General features: G+C 40.9%; 16 protein-coding genes and 2 tRNA genes. 10 read left to right on the forward strand and 8 right to left on the reverse strand.

Annotated features, from left to right (window positions below):
- The first annotated feature begins 235 nt into the window (after positions 1-235).
- The 10 genes from DLM75_RS19010 (at position 236) to DLM75_RS24485 (ending at position 7,848) form a co-directional block, all read left to right on the forward strand.
- Positions 236-850 carry a Crp/Fnr family transcriptional regulator gene (locus tag DLM75_RS19010; RefSeq protein WP_167731788.1) on the forward strand — a complete coding sequence of 205 codons (615 nt, stop codon included), beginning with the start codon at positions 236-238 and terminating at the stop codon, positions 848-850.
- Positions 847-2,058 carry an acyltransferase family protein gene (locus tag DLM75_RS19015; RefSeq protein WP_118970076.1) on the forward strand — a complete coding sequence of 404 codons (1,212 nt, stop codon included), beginning with the start codon at positions 847-849 and terminating at the stop codon, positions 2,056-2,058. The genes DLM75_RS19010 and DLM75_RS19015 overlap by 4 nt, the downstream gene beginning before the upstream one ends.
- Positions 2,042-3,397: a YncE family protein gene (locus DLM75_RS19020; protein WP_118970077.1), complete on the forward strand. Its 1,356-nt coding sequence runs from the start codon at positions 2,042-2,044 to the stop codon at positions 3,395-3,397. The genes DLM75_RS19015 and DLM75_RS19020 overlap by 17 nt, the downstream gene beginning before the upstream one ends.
- 74 nt (positions 3,398-3,471) lie before the next feature.
- Positions 3,472-3,545: transfer RNA gene (locus tag DLM75_RS19025), tRNA-Ile, on the forward strand.
- 15 nt (positions 3,546-3,560) lie between these two features.
- Positions 3,561-3,633: transfer RNA gene (locus DLM75_RS19030), tRNA-Ala, on the forward strand.
- A 506-nt stretch (positions 3,634-4,139) separates the two neighbouring features.
- Positions 4,140-6,422 (forward strand): NAD(P)-binding domain-containing protein, encoded by a 2,283-nt coding sequence (locus DLM75_RS19035; RefSeq protein WP_118970078.1) that lies wholly within the window; start codon positions 4,140-4,142, stop codon positions 6,420-6,422.
- Positions 6,423-6,590: 168 nt separating this feature from the next.
- Positions 6,591-6,824, forward strand: a complete 234-nt coding sequence (locus DLM75_RS24475; protein ID WP_118970079.1) for a hypothetical protein — start codon at positions 6,591-6,593, stop codon at positions 6,822-6,824.
- A gap of 1 nt (position 6,825) precedes the next feature.
- The gene (locus DLM75_RS19045) at positions 6,826-7,104 is read left to right on the forward strand and encodes a hypothetical protein (RefSeq protein ID WP_118970080.1); all 279 of its coding nucleotides are present in this window, start codon (positions 6,826-6,828) and stop codon (positions 7,102-7,104) included.
- 16 nt (positions 7,105-7,120) lie between these two features.
- Positions 7,121-7,342 carry a hypothetical protein gene (locus tag DLM75_RS24480; protein ID WP_118970081.1) on the forward strand — a complete coding sequence of 74 codons (222 nt, stop codon included), beginning with the start codon at positions 7,121-7,123 and terminating at the stop codon, positions 7,340-7,342.
- A 77-nt stretch (positions 7,343-7,419) separates the two neighbouring features.
- The gene (locus DLM75_RS24485) at positions 7,420-7,848 is read left to right on the forward strand and encodes a cupin domain-containing protein (protein WP_118970082.1); all 429 of its coding nucleotides are present in this window, start codon (positions 7,420-7,422) and stop codon (positions 7,846-7,848) included.
- A 36-nt stretch (positions 7,849-7,884) separates the two neighbouring features.
- On the opposite strand, the gene DLM75_RS19060 is transcribed toward DLM75_RS24485, so the two are convergent.
- The 8 genes from DLM75_RS19060 to DLM75_RS19095 all read right to left on the reverse strand — a co-directional run bounded on the left by DLM75_RS19060 (position 7,885) and on the right by DLM75_RS19095 (position 14,568).
- Positions 7,885-8,616 (reverse strand): phosphatidate cytidylyltransferase, encoded by a 732-nt coding sequence (locus DLM75_RS19060; protein ID WP_158586491.1) that lies wholly within the window; start codon positions 8,614-8,616, stop codon positions 7,885-7,887.
- 4 nt (positions 8,617-8,620) lie between these two features.
- Positions 8,621-9,508, reverse strand: a complete 888-nt coding sequence (locus tag DLM75_RS19065) for a diacylglycerol/lipid kinase family protein (protein WP_118970084.1) — start codon at positions 9,506-9,508, stop codon at positions 8,621-8,623.
- Positions 9,475-10,065 carry a CDP-alcohol phosphatidyltransferase family protein gene (locus tag DLM75_RS19070; protein ID WP_118970085.1) on the reverse strand — a complete coding sequence of 197 codons (591 nt, stop codon included), beginning with the start codon at positions 10,063-10,065 and terminating at the stop codon, positions 9,475-9,477. Before DLM75_RS19070 ends, DLM75_RS19065 begins: the two co-directional genes overlap by 34 nt.
- A 236-nt stretch (positions 10,066-10,301) precedes the next feature.
- Entirely contained in the window at positions 10,302-11,195 is an 894-nt protein-coding gene (locus DLM75_RS19075) for a fatty acid desaturase (protein WP_118970086.1), read from the reverse strand.
- A gap of 15 nt (positions 11,196-11,210) precedes the next feature.
- Complete coding sequence (locus DLM75_RS19080; protein ID WP_147456664.1) at positions 11,211-11,504, reverse strand: hypothetical protein; 294 nt, start codon at positions 11,502-11,504, stop codon at positions 11,211-11,213.
- A 120-nt stretch (positions 11,505-11,624) separates the two neighbouring features.
- On the reverse strand, positions 11,625-12,581 hold the full coding sequence (locus tag DLM75_RS19085; RefSeq protein WP_118970088.1) for an MBL fold metallo-hydrolase: 957 nt from the start codon (positions 12,579-12,581) through the stop codon (positions 11,625-11,627).
- The gene (locus DLM75_RS19090; RefSeq protein WP_118970089.1) at positions 12,578-13,162 is read right to left on the reverse strand and encodes a TetR/AcrR family transcriptional regulator; all 585 of its coding nucleotides are present in this window, start codon (positions 13,160-13,162) and stop codon (positions 12,578-12,580) included. The genes DLM75_RS19085 and DLM75_RS19090 overlap by 4 nt, the downstream gene beginning before the upstream one ends.
- A gap of 269 nt (positions 13,163-13,431) precedes the next feature.
- The gene (locus DLM75_RS19095) at positions 13,432-14,568 is read right to left on the reverse strand and encodes a sensor histidine kinase (RefSeq protein ID WP_118970090.1); all 1,137 of its coding nucleotides are present in this window, start codon (positions 14,566-14,568) and stop codon (positions 13,432-13,434) included.
- Positions 14,569-14,683 lie beyond the last annotated feature (115 nt).

Genomic DNA, 14,683 nt, shown 5'->3' on the forward strand with positions numbered 1-14,683 from the left:
CTTAATTATAAGTTTCTATTCATTCTATGATTCGCCAAAAAAATCAAAGAAGAGTCAAAAGAAGAATCTTCGCTTTTATCTCTGAAAATAGAAACGTAGATTTTGATTGATTCTGGTTCCACGCCCTACCAAGCTGGTGCAGACCTCACGAAAGAATTTATGAATTTCTCTAAAAACAAAATTCTTATCAGATTATAAATAAGGTCCGCAAAGAACTATGAAAATATCCGAATCCATGGTCCATAAACTGGGCGTTGAATACAAAGAATCCGACATTATCTTTGAAGAGAATCAGGATGCGGAAGTAATGTATCTGATCGTGAAGGGAAAAGTAGGCATTCACAAAAAAGTAAAGGAAGCTTATAAACTCCTCGTAGAATTAAAAGAGGGAGATATGTTCGGCGAAATGGCACTGATCGACAAAACTCCTCGGAGCGCGAGAGCGGTCGCAAGAACGGATGTTTCGCTCATCGCGATCAACGAAGGCGCTTTTTTTAATCTTATACAAACCAATCCCGGTTTTTCGATGAAGGTCGTAAAAATACTTTCTTCCCGATTGAGAGAAACCAATAAAACAATCGCATCCTTATTGAAGGCGGATAAAAAGAATCTTGTCACTTCCGCCCTGATCAACTTTTCGCAAACGCACGGAGAACAAGACGGAACCTCCTATAGAATTCATCTCAATCATTTTATGAAATGGGCGATATTAAGAGTAGGCTTGGAGCATCAGGATTTGGTACATTCCATCAGCCTATTAGTAAAAGACAAAATGGTCGAACAACCGAAAGAAGATCCTTCCAGTTTGATCATCAGAGAAGCCCTTTTTAAATATACGGTGGATGCTTGAACTCGAAGCCATTCTTAGAAGTAAAAGAAAAACACAAAAAAAGACTCTTTTACTTAGACAATCTCCGTTCCTTTGCCCTTTTGCTCGGACTTGTATTTCACGTAGCGATCGTCTACGCGGCGGAAATCAAATACCCGCTTCGTAACGAGGAACGATCCGAAGTCTTCGACGTATTCGGAGAATGGGTGCACGTTTTTAGAATGCCCTTATTCTTCTTTCTTTCCGGATATTTCACGGAAGTCATCTTTCGATCCAAGTCTCTCAAAGAATTTCTAAAGATGCGGATCTTTCGAATATTCATTCCCACCGTTATCGGAATTTTACTCTTCGCACCGATGCAATCCTTCGTCTCCCTTTTGCAGGCTGGTGAAAAACCTTCCTACTTGGATTTCTATTTTAGAATTTTCTTAAATGGGAATATACGCCCTTCCCACCTTTGGTTTCTTTACTTCTTAATCCTATTCACGGTCTTACATCTTCTGATCCGAAAAATCACCCTTCCTCTTTCCTCGTTTCTAAAAAGAGAACCCGAGCAAAAGACATTCTATCAAGAATTCAAAACGATCTCGATCTTCACTTTGATCAGCGTCGTAGGAACTTGCTTGATCAATCTTTTTTATATGAAAGACGATTCCTGGTACGCGATCGAACCGGTGAACTTCGTTTACAACTATACCTTTTTTCTTTGCGGAAGCCTTCTCATTTCCAAGGAGAATCTACTTTTGGAACCGCAATCCGATAAATTTTGGATCTGGGGAACTCTCGCTTTGTTAAGCTTCTGGGGTTTTTATGAGATCAGTAGAATCGATCCTTTTTGGTCTTACTTCGGTTATACGGGAAATTGGAGAAGAGTCCTTCATATCTTTTTGAAGTGTGCGACGGGTTGGCTCTTCATCCGACTTTTGATCGGAATTTTCCAAAAATTTTTCGACTTTAAGAACACATATACGGAATATATGAGAACCGCGAGTTTGCCGATTTATTTAGTACATCATCCTGTTTCTTTGCTCGCGGGATTTTACGTGGTTCATAGTTCCTTAGGAATCGCCGGAAAATTCCTACTTCACTTGTTTCTGGTCCTTTCCATCACATTAGCATTCTATCATTTTCTAATACGTCCTTTCCGATGGATCAATCTAATTCTCGGAAATCAAATTCCACAAAAAAAGAAACCGTTCCCAGGAGTGTCCAGTGAACTCAAAGTTTAAGAAGCCGCTTTTCAAATCGAAAACGTTTCTACTCATCCCCATCTTTCTCTTTCTTGTCTGTTGCGAGAGCGGGAATTCCTCTTTAATTTCGTCTCCGTCCAATCGCGAGAAAAGCGGAACCACCTCCGTCAAGTTCAGCATCCATCCTTACAAAGGAACGGTCGTAAAAACGGGGGAAGAAATTCTTCCTTTTAAAGTTTTGGAAACGGATAAGAATATCGCGCTTGTCGAGATGGAAGTTCCCGTTTACAAGGACGAAAAGGGAATCGAGTTAAAACTTTCCTCTCCCGGTTTTCAAAATTCTTCTTATTATGCGAAGAGCGCGGCGGACTTAAGCGAAAAACTCATCGCCTTGGACAAAGAAGGCGTAACGCATCGTTTTACGATGCGCTTAAAAACGGGAATGCAACCTAAGAGTGTACGTTTTATCGATAACACGAGACTTGCGATTCCACTCTTAGAAGACGAAGGAATGGACGTCCTTGACATCAAAACGGGAGAAACGGTTCGTCTCGCTCCTCCGGAAAAATACAAAAAGAAACTCGGCTTTGTCGAAACGATCTCAATTCCCGAACACAACGAACTCTGGGTAAGCCAGATGCAGGCGAACGCGGTTCACGTATTCGATTTAAAAACTCTCGCGTACAAAGCGACAGTGGATCTTACCGGGAAATGGTCCAAAATTCTTCTCTACGACCCTACGAGAGATCTCGTCTATTGTTCCAATTGGATCAGCGAAGACATTTCCGTGATCGATAGAAAGACAAAAACCGAAATCCGAAAGACGGACAAGATCGGACTTCCGAGAGGACTTCTTCTTTCCAAAGATGGAAAGGAATTGTATATCGCGCAGTTCTCCGCAAGCAATCAGGAATCGAGCGGAGGAAGACTCGGGATCTACTCGATGGAAAAGGAAAAGCTCATCGATACGATCGGGCCGCCCGGAAACAAAAGACATATCGTTCCCGGTCCGGTGGAAAACAAAATCTACGTTTCCGATATGTGTTGTAGCAAAATCGAAGTCTATGATCTCAAAGAAAAGAAGGTTCAGAAGACGATTCCCGTATTCGATAAACCGAATACGATTGCACTTTCTCCCGATGGAAAGTATCTCTACGTTTCCTGCCGAGGCCCGAACAATCCGACGGAAGGTTATCTCAAAAAAGGTCTTGTTCTAGGAAGGGTTTACGTCATCGATACAGCAACGGATACGGTAAAAGAATTTTGGGAAGCGGGAAATCAACCGACCGGCCTCGATGTTTCACCCGATAATCGATATCTTGTAATTTCGGATTTCTTAGATCATCAGATCCGAGTTTATCGGAGAGACGGATTCTAGTTTGAAAACCGAGAACGTTTTTTTCTTAAAAAACTGTTGCTTTTGAGAACTCAATTAAAAACATGTCTCTTACCGGGCCTGTAGCTCAGCTGGTTAGAGCACACGCTTGATAAGCGTGGGGTCATGTGTTCAAATCACATCAGGCCCATCCGGTATTTGATAAGGGGCTTTAGCTCAGCTGGGAGAGCATCTGATTTGCATTCAGAAGGTCGTCGGTTCGATCCCGACAAGCTCCATACCGAATTTTCCCTCAAAATTCGGCAATTTTCCCCCTTCTCACTTTTAGATTAGAATCCGAATTCCGGCAACGAAGGAATATTCTTTTTTTTGAATATGTCCTCCCGAGATCGGGAAACGAGGGTGTTTCCACTTTTTCTTTCTAAAGAATCGAGTCCGTTGAAATCCGAAAACCTTCGATGAAGGTTCCAACAAAGTCCTTTCTGAAAAAAACCGCTTGATACGGACTTAAAGCCCGTCTAAGGATAAAATTAGGAATGGACTACGTTCATCAATGAAAGAAGAAGCCGAATCTTCTTCCTTCCTGAATTTGAGCCCAAATCAAAGTTTGGTCAAACGGAACAATATATTAGAAATATCTAATTTATTTCGATTCCTACACGCCGGATCATAAAAAGACCTTGTAACTTTTTGAAAGTAAGATAGAATCTTATACAGAACCGATCGTCGACTTTTACTTGTGTTCAGAACAGAATCCGATCTCCGGAAATAGAAAGGCAAAGCAATGAAGATGCAAATTCCTCTCCTCTCCCGTTATTTTTCTTGGTTGCACAACAACGCCCCCGAAGGTCCGGTCGAAGTCTATCCGGAAATAAACGATTCCTTCGAGAGTTCGGTTCCCGGAATTCGGGTGATCGGCGATTTGACCGGCCTTCCCCTTCTTAAATTCGCTGTCGAAAGCGGATACAAAGTTGTCCAGGAAATCAAACAGAGAAGGCAAATTCCGAAACAGTCCGGAAAAAAGGATAATCCCGTCTATGACGTTCTGATCGTAGGTGCCGGCCCCGCTGGCGTTTCGGCAGGGATCGAGCTCAAAAAATTAAATTATAATTTTATTATATTAGAATCCAATGATTTATTTCATACAATCAAAAGTTATCCGAAAGGAAAACCGATTTTTGCGGAACCGGAAGATCTGGAAACAAATTCCGAAATTCATATTCTAAACGGAACTAAGGAAAGTCTTTTAGAGGATCTTCAATCTTCCCTCAAAAAATGGAATCTTCCGATAGAAATCGGAGCGAGAGTGACTCAGATTCAAAAAGAAGAAGTCGGCTTTTCCGTGGGATGCGAGGACGGGACTATCTTTCGTACTATGGAAATCATTCTTGCAATCGGGAAAAGCGGGGACGCAAGAAATCTCCAGGTCCCTGGAGAAGAATTACCGAAAGTCTTTCATCGTTTGATCGATCCGAAAGATTTCTCAAAAGAGGACGTCCTTGTCGTCGGCGGCGGGGATTCCGCGATCGAAGCGGCCATCGCAATCAGTGATTATGCGAACTCCACACGTCTTTCTTATCGAGGAATAGAATTAGTCCGACCTAAACCGGAGAATAAGGAAAAATTAGAATCTCTTGTTCAAAGAGGAAAGATAGAATTCCTAGGCGGGAGCCAGGTCGAAGAGATAGGCGAAAGAGAAGTCAAACTTCGGAATACGGATCCAAACAACGCTAGTCCGAACGTTCAAAGCGTTCCTAATTCGAGCGTCTTAGTTCAAATCGGTTCGAGCGCACCGATAGAATTTCTAAAAAAAGTCGGACTACGGATCCAAAATCAAAAACGCTTTTGGGATTGGATCGGCTTTATAGAAATGATTCTTTTCGCGAACGTTGTCTATTTCGGTAAAGCCTCCTTCTACGGAAGCAAAACCTATTCGTCGATAGCACTCGGATCCTTAGTCGCTTTTTTTGTCCTGGGAATACCTTTTGGAATTCACCTCTTTAAAAAAAGAAAGGAATTGTTTTCGAATTCCTGGAATACATTCAAGAACGTTTATATCCTTTCAGCCGCTACGTATTTTGTTACGGTCTATATCGGAAGTAAATATTTGGATTTTTTGTTTTTGGGAAAACAACCCGGATTTCATTATACACTTTTGTATTCGCTCACCATTCTCACTTTCGGTTTGAGAAGAATGAAGGCAAGACCCACAAAGTATATTCGAAAACAAACGTGGACCTTGATTCTGATTCAAGTATTTCCACTTTTTCTTTTACCGGAGATCGTCCTTCCCTTCCTTGGACAACATGGTTTATTAGGCGATCCGAACGGATTTCTACTAACGCAGGTTTTCCCTTACGGCGCTTATTGGAATGCTTACGGTTTGATTCTTGCGTGGCCTTTGAATATGGGAATTTTTTACAATTCGGGGATAACCACCTTTTGGCTATTATACGGACTCGCGCAAACATTCGTAATCATTCCGTATCTTGTATACCGTTTCGGAAAAGGCGCTTACTGCGGATGGATTTGTTCCTGTGGAGGTCTTGCCGAGACCTTAGGCGACGAGACAAGAACCAAGATGCCACACGGTAAACTTGCGAACCGTTTGGAAAACGCGGGTCAATGGATTCTTCTTTTTGCGACCGTGATAACGATTCTGAAATTGAGTGAAATTTTTCTTTCTTCTTGGTTTCCTTTTACCCACGTGTTGGGAAGCATCGGAGACAGCGGAAAGAAGGTGTATGACGTGGTCGTAGACTTGATGTTAGCTGGTGTTGTCGGTGTCGGCGCATACTTTTTTCTGAGCGGTCGAGTTTGGTGCAGATTCTTTTGTCCTCTGTCCGCGCTCATGCATATCTACGCAAGGTTCAGTCGATTTAGAATTTTCTCCGAAAAGAAAAAATGTATCTCTTGCAATATCTGTACAAAGGTCTGTCATCAGGGAATCGACGTGATGAGCTACGCCAATAAGGGAATCCCGATGGACAACGTTCAGTGCGTCCGTTGTTCGGCTTGTGTAGTCAACTGTCCGACAAATGTTTTGTCTTTTGGGGAATTGAAGTAGGATTGTTAAACGACATTAGGACAAGGTTATCCATTATTTAGAATATTGATACACAGATTAGGCCATCTTGTCGCTCTTCTACAAAAACTTATCCAGTCAGAATGTAAATTATTGACCAAAAACATCTTTGACAAAAAGTTACTCAAACTACGATTTTTAGGAGATTTCATGCGTTCAATAAAGTTTGGGGGAGTATTGTTTCCCATATTTTTGTTTGTAAATTGTGTATCATATCACGTTGGATCGGGGGCCTTTGCCGGAGACCACCTTTATCTTGTAGCTCATAAAGACACAGGGAATCCGATGGATGTTAACCGCTATTCAAGTCAACTTCTTCTTTGCCATATAGAAACAGACGATTCACTAAATTGCAAACCAGCTACCATCAAAGGAATCAAATAAGATGAAAAAAAGTATCTGCAAAATTCTCGTTCTAACAAGTTTATTTTTCTCTTTTTCACAATGTGTTACGCATATCGCAAAAGTACAAGTTTTTGATAAAGATAAAATTACGGTTTACAAAAATTACTGTCCAATGCGCGCTTTTGCAACGACCTTTTATGCAGTTTGTAATCCATACGCCTACTATGTAGAAGATTACATGTGTGTTGTAGAAAAGACAGGGGAATTAAGTTGCAATGACGTAACTGAGAAATATAAAAACCCTAGTACAAAGCTTTAAAATCAAGGATCTTTTAATGAAAATATCATACAAACTTTCTTTCACATTCATTGCACTTCTCTCGACAGTTAATTGCATAAAAGTAGCCAGTTCTGAAATCGTAAAAACTCCAAAAGGCTTTTACAGATTTTATAAAACTTCAGAGTTTAGATCCAACTCTAAAGTAGAGTTTTGCTCAGTTGATCAGAATACAAACGCAATCACTTGTAAGAATGTTACTGTCAATTTAGGATTCTAATAATCAATCTAATTCAATAAGGAGCGGTTATTTGAAGCAAGCCTCCTTATTGAATTTATAATCATAAAAAATAGTAAATGAATAAATACAGTCTTACAATTTTTATTACTCTTGCTTTCAGCATTGCTAACTGTCAAAAAGATAATTCGTATGCCGCTAAATCGTCTCCGTTACGAAAAATCAATCTACAAACTTTTCTAAATTCCGTTGATTCGAAAAAATTCTCCATCGAATTAGCAAAGGGAAAAATCGATGTGAACGTTCTAAACGTTCCTAAACTTCCGCGCCAAATCAATCTCGTACTTAGACAAGATGACTGCGCTTATTATGTAATTCGCGGAAATTTAGAATTGAAACTTATGGAAAAAGAACCTCTACTTATTGAGAAAGAAGAAGTGCTATTTATCCCAGCTGGCGTTGTTCATTCAATTTCTTCCTCGACAACAAATTCGAAAATTCTTATGATCAAAAGCTCCAACAAATCTGAAATCGAATATTTGGATTAATGAAAAGATAATTTTATAAATTTTTTCTTCTAACGGTTACAACTTAGTGTAGAAGAATTCGACAATTCTAAACAACGAAAAGACCGCAAGAGTAAAAATCAAAGAATCGAAACGATCTAAAATCCCTCCGTGTCCTGGAAGGAGATCGGAATAGTCTTTGATGTTTGCCTTTCTTTTCAACCAACTGGCGATCAAATCCCCGCTCAAACCCAAGATTGCAACTCCGAAAGAAAGGAAAAAAACTTCTAACAGACTTTTCTCTCCGCTCCAAAAAAAGAAAATTCCAAACAAAGTAGAAAAAAAGAAACCTCCTGCAAATCCTTCCCAAGTTTTGTTAGGACTGATTTGAGGAGCCATTTTGGTTCTCCCTAAACTCTGTCCGGTCAGTTGACTAAACGCGTCGAAGACAGCGACACTCAGATATGTGAAGACTAAAACTCGATTTGAAAAGAAAAACCCGCTTCCGCAAAAAAGCGGAAAAATCAAAAGAACCGCCATAACAACCGGGATCCGAACGGTTCCGGAAAGCTTGAAGATCGTTTTTCCGACTTCTACAATCGCTCCGACGGAAAGAAGCAGGCAAAAGACGAACCAATACATTCCGCCTAACGTTGCTAAAAGCGTCGTTCCGATAACGATTCCTGCGTAAGACCAGTATTTTGCCCCTCTTCTTCTCTTTTCTTCCCGATCCTTCTTTCTTCCGGAAATAAAAAACCAGAGACCGCCGATAGAAAATCCGAAAAGAATAAAAACAAAGATCGATCTCAATTCTCTATCCAAGAGAGTGAATCCTGAGTGCCTTAGGAAGGACTCGCATACTAAACTCCATTACATTTCCGTAAATTTCTCCATCCACCATCAAAAGACCCGGGATTTCGAATTCTATTTGCGCGGAGGTCGCCTTGAGTCGATTAGGCGGATCGTAAAAATACGTCTTACTCAAAATGGAAAGATTATGAACGGTTTGTTTCAAACTCCCTGCGTCCAGCTCCGCGACGTCGAACTTCCCGTCCGATAGATCCGCGTCCGGAAAGGCGACAAAGTTTGCAACGTGTTTGCTATTGTTAAGAATTCCTCCGGTTAGAATTTTCCTCTCCGAAGAAAACTGATCGTAAGAAATCAGATACGATTCTCGAGTATTCACAAAGGAACCAAGACCGGCCGCGATTGGATAACAGAATTTACGAAACCGTTTGAAAGATCGATTCGCCATTTCCGTTACTTTCGCGGGAAAGCCGAAACAAACGGTACTGGCGGAAACGCAGGAGAAACATTCTTCGGTTGTCTTAACTTCTAAACTCATTAGATCGATCGTGAGTTCTTTTCCCCAGATCAATTTACTCAAAGATGTCTTCCAACTTCCAAGACCAAGGTCTCTTGCGAGAGAATTGCCGGTCCCTGCCGGCACTAAACGAATTTTCGGAAACGGAAAATGCAAAGAAGAAAGAATTTCATGTAAGGTCCCGTCACCGCCGATTACGATAATTTCCGAAACGCCGGACTGTTTTCTCGCGATCTCTTTCGCGTGTCCCGGAAAATCCGTCTCTTCAAAAGGAATTCCGTTTCCTTCCAAATAGGTTCTTAAACTTAGATTATCCGATTGATTCTTGGAACCGCTCTTACCGTTTAAGATTGCAAAACGTTTCTGTCTTCTTTCCATATCCAATACATCCCTCGAACGTTTGGCTTTAGTTCCTCTAAGTAGAATAAAATTACGATCTCCTCAACATAGGCGAATGAACAGAAAAAGAAGGCGACATACAAAAGAGGGCTCCAAGGCCCGAGCCAAAATAGCGTCATAAAGAGAATCCCAAGCGAGTAAGCGGCGATCCTACTAGCATACGTATGAAAACTCGAAATGGAGGAGAATTTTATCAAAGAAAAGATCATCTCGAAAAAATATAAACCAAGAACAAAACAGATCCAAACCAGATAATTCGATACAAAAGAAGGTTCGAATATTAGAATTCCATAAATTCCGGACACAAAGGTTAGAAGGTCCGCGATTGAATCTGCCTTTGCCCCAAATTCGGATTGAACCTTCAGAATTCTTGCAAAAAGGCCGTCGAAAATGTCGGATAACAACGCGAAGAAAAAGACCCAGGAAAAAACGATCCTTTCCTCGCAAAAGATCAAATACACTAATAACGGGAAAAGTAGAATTCTAAAAAAAGTGATTGTGTTAGGAACATTTCTTATCCAGGTATGATCGGACATATTTCGATTTCCTTATTTTCAAAAAACGTTATGCGAACTCAGAATTTTCCACTTTCTTAAGAGATTCCAGTCAAATTACAAGGCTTTTTTGGAATCTGCTCAAAGTCTGAGAATGGTGCCTCCGATCTAAATATTCCCTAAGAAATTTTAGAAACACAAATTTTCTTTTAAACAAACCCAATGTGTATATCCATTCCTTTCGAAAGAACGGACATGGAATTCTAAAAGTGAATTTTTTACGATTCGTAATGTATATATTTCGAATTCGACCAAATGCCAACGATACAATTTCGAATCATCATCGTCTTTACTCTTCTCTTTAAACCGAACGATAACGAAATCCAAGACAAACTTGGATCCGCGTGATGCGTTTCATGATTTCCGATACCGAACCCCATTGGAAAGAAAAACGTATTACTCTCCAAGTCCGTTCGAATCCCAGTATGTTCGCACCAATGCCTCAAGGAACCCCATACGTTCGCAAATAAAAAAGATCCAAGGATAAACCAGGGATTCGGATTCAATTTTATATACAGAAGAATGGAAATCGAAAACGAAAACCCGATGAAAAAGATCGAGTGAATTCGAGAATGCATAGCGGGCGACGAGGATCGTTTTTTTTTCTCACCGCGACCGCGGTTGGAAAACAAGATCGCCGCTACGTTTGAAAAAAAGGGGATCAGCTCTACGAAAATATAAAATCTTCGATTCTTTAGAAAAAGATTTCTTTTCCATTTCGGCCAAAGAGGATCATCCGCGTGGTTGGTATGTGCGTGATGATACAGATGAATCTTTCGAAACGGTTCTCCATAAAAAGGAAGAAAAACAAAAGCGCTCGCGAGATTTAAAATCCAGCGATCCGCAAAGGAACGCGTAAGGTTTCGATGCGTACCCTCGTGGACCAAAAGAATCATCCAGGAATGCAAAACCAATCCGGAGAAAGGAAGAACGAAGTAGAGACCGTCTTGAAACAACTGATGAAAAAAGATCATTCCCCCGTACAAACCAAACGCGGAAATTAAACTTAGGAGTGGCACCAAGCCTTTTCTCTTTCTGAGTTTTCTTTCAAGAATTCTTTCCCAATCGTCTTTCGGGAATGGGATCGAAGAAAGTTCGTTTTGATACTTCATATAAACTGAATATTCCTAGTTTCCCTTCTCTTTACTAAAGAATTCGATGACCCTTTGTTTCTGAGCTTCATTACTCGAACCGGTGTGCCCTTGACCCGGGCATAACATACAAAGCGACCTGCGGGACTTCCGAAGATTTAAATTTGAAAGAACGATCCCGCTTACATGATCGTTTTCACGATTGGAATCGAATCCGTTTTCCCATTCTTCCCGGATTTGCTTGTTGATTGCATTGGATTTTTGAGGACGATTCAACGTCTCAACGAAGATTCCGTTTTTCAAATCCGTCGATAAACATTCATACTTCATCTTACTACCCGCCCCGGAAAAAAAGAAAACAGGCGGCGATCTTAATTCGATGAAATTCGGATGCAAGAAGAATTCGTATCCAATCCGAACGAAGCGAACTCCGATCGGATAAATCTTATCTCACCGATTCCAATTCGGGAATTTGGCGATTTCCTCTTGAGCGATCGAGTCATGCGCGGGAATTACATGGATCTCCGGTTTATGAACAATCAAATCGTGAACCCGTGCCAACTCCCGCCCGAGAGTTTCCGGATCCTTATCGGCGATTCTTCTCGAAAGCCTCGGCTTATGCGCCGGTAACGAAAAACCTTCCTTAGACCAACTGATGTCACCGGTGAAAAAATATCTTTGCTTCGGAGAAAGATTGATAAAAAGTCCGATCGATCCTCCGCCATGACCGGCCATTGGAACAAACACGATGCTTCCGTCTTGAAACAGGTCCAGACTTCGAGAATACGTTTCGTAAGGAACGTCTTGAAATTTTACATTCTCCCATCGGATTTGATCTCCGTCGAATTGTCTCTGAATATAACCGTGTCTCGTATCGGAAGCAAAGGCGCCGGAACGCTCTTCTTCAGTTGTCAAAACTTTTGCCCAGGGGAAATCCTTTACGCCGCTCGCGTGGTCCCAGTGCATGTGAGAAAGAAAAACTTTTTCGATTTGTCTCGGATCGTATCCTTCTTTTTTGAGAAGTTCAACGGCGGGAATATGATCCTTATATGCCATAAGAATTCTTAGATGGATCGGTTTTAAAGCGAATTGTTCTTTTATATCGGTCCCCAACCCGGTATCAAATAAAAATTTTCCTTTCGGATGTTCCACGAGCAAAGCGGAATGAGAGATAATTCTTTTCTTAAAAAGATTTCCACCTTCATACAGAAATGCCTCCGAAGTATCCGCAGTCGCCGTTCTTAAAAACGAAAAACGGACTCCCGGATTCACAAACGAGACCGGATTCGGGTTTCGCTGTCCAACCAAAAAAGAATCATCGATCACTAATTTAGGATATCCTAATGCGAACAAAATCCCCATAAGCACAATCCCGATAACTCCAAAATAAAACCAATAACGTTTCATTCCGATTCTCCTTGTTGAATCAATATCTTTGCGGTTTTGGCCGCAGACTTCATCGGATACGAACTCCGATTCGTTCGAGAAAGCAAAATGGCGCCCTCAAGCAAACAAAGAATCGAAATGGCCAGTTCAGAAGCTTTTTTTCTTTCCCAACCCGTTCTTATAAAAAATTCCTCGAGTTCTTCCTTCCACTCCGCGAAGACCGTTTTACACGCCTCGCTTACCGGATTAGAATGAGACGCGGTTTCCGATGCGGTCGTCGCGACCGGACATCCTTGGCTAAAATCCGTTTCGATCAACTTACGTTCCAGCGCTTTGAAGATCGCTCCGATTCCGCTCGCAGTCGTTTTAGAAGACTCTAATAGACTTCTTAACATCGCACCCAACTCTCTTCCGGAAGTAGTGATCGCCTGCGCCGCTAAATCCTCTTTTCCTCCGGGAAAATGGAAATAAATGGACCCTTTGGGGGATTTCGACAATGCAACGATTTCGTTTAACCCGGTTCCGTTATAACCTCGAGTCTCTAACGATAAAGCCATCGCTCGAACCATTCTTTCTTTGGATACCGTTCCCTTTTCGCTCATTCCTCAAATAAAATCATATATAAATAGACCGGTCAACATATTTTTTATCACCTAAAGAATTTTGCATTGCGAAGAATACAGTAAACCAACCGCACCTCTGAATGCCACGTTCTACAAGAAGTGGAATAAAAGAGATGCAAGGAGCGATTTCAAAATTCGATCCATTGCCGAAAAGGAAAAACCGAAAGAAGAGAAATCTTGGATATCCAAGATACTAAAGATTTGAAGCGTGAATTTAGCTTTGATATAGGAAAGAATTCTAAATTTTTTTATTGGAGTAGACTTGCGAATAAATCTTGATTCGAAAATTCTAAAACAGCTTTGGAGCCGTATTCGTTCGAGTCGAATCGAAAATTTCCTTTTAACTGTTGCGTCATTATGGAAATCAGAGTAAAGCCAGTCGTTTTCGGTTGAGTCCAAGTCGATTCCATTTGAATTCCCGGTCCGCTGTCCAAAACCGTAAGAAAGTAGCGATGATTTGCAAAATGTAATTCAACTACGATTCTATTTTCCCGATTCTCTTGTCGAGAATGACGAACCGCATTATTTAAAAGTTCGTACACGATCATCGCGAAAGGAACTGAGATTTCTATACTCAAAGGAGCCGCGTTCTTACTTTGAATCAATTCTATCGGAGGACCGTTTTGAATTCTTACCAAACCGACGATTTCGATGAGAACCTTATTGAGGTCGATCTCGTAATCCGTTTCGGATTTGTAGATCGCATCGTGAATTTTGGACAACATTAGAATTCTTTCATTAAAACTTTCTAACTGTTTATCTCCGCCTTTAACTCCGTTGTTTTGATGTAAGTTCGCAAATCCGCTTAGAATTTGGAGGTTGTTTTTAACACGATGATGAATTTCCCGAATAAAAACCTCTTTTTCCTTCTTATGACTCGTAAGAACTCGGACGGTGATGATTGCCAGCGTGCAAAAGAGGATAAATTTCAGAATCGTATCGAAAATAAAGGCGGAACTCAATTCTCCCTTTCCCCAATATTGATACATTCGAATGGCCATTAATATTCCCGTATAACAAGAAACGGCGATCGTAAGCTTACTATTGGAGAAATGTAAGAATAATATGATAATCGTCGCCATTGAAAAATAGATGTTTCCGTTTTGCATACCGAAGAAGATTCCAAAAGTCAACGCGGTAAGGCTCAAATAAAGTATGGAATAAATGGCAACTTCCAAACGATTGATCAGCAGAAAAACAATGGAAACGAACGCGGATACTGCAAAAATCAAAAAACCGACTCGGACTCCTTGACGGATATAAAGAAGACATGCGACGATTGAAACGATAAAGATCACGAGATCGGTAACAAAGAGGTGATACGCTTTTTTGCGGGTAAGATAATCTCTTCTTCCGTATATTTGATTTATTTTTTTGAAAAACATGACGCTTAACAATATTTCCGGATGAAAACGGATCCAGAAACGTGGGACATCATTCTCGATTGTCGGACAAAATACAAATGTTTTTCGGAAACGGAATCTACTTTTGCCTTAGGGC

Source organism: Leptospira stimsonii (assembly GCF_003545885.1).
GTDB lineage: Bacteria > Spirochaetota > Leptospiria > Leptospirales > Leptospiraceae > Leptospira > Leptospira stimsonii.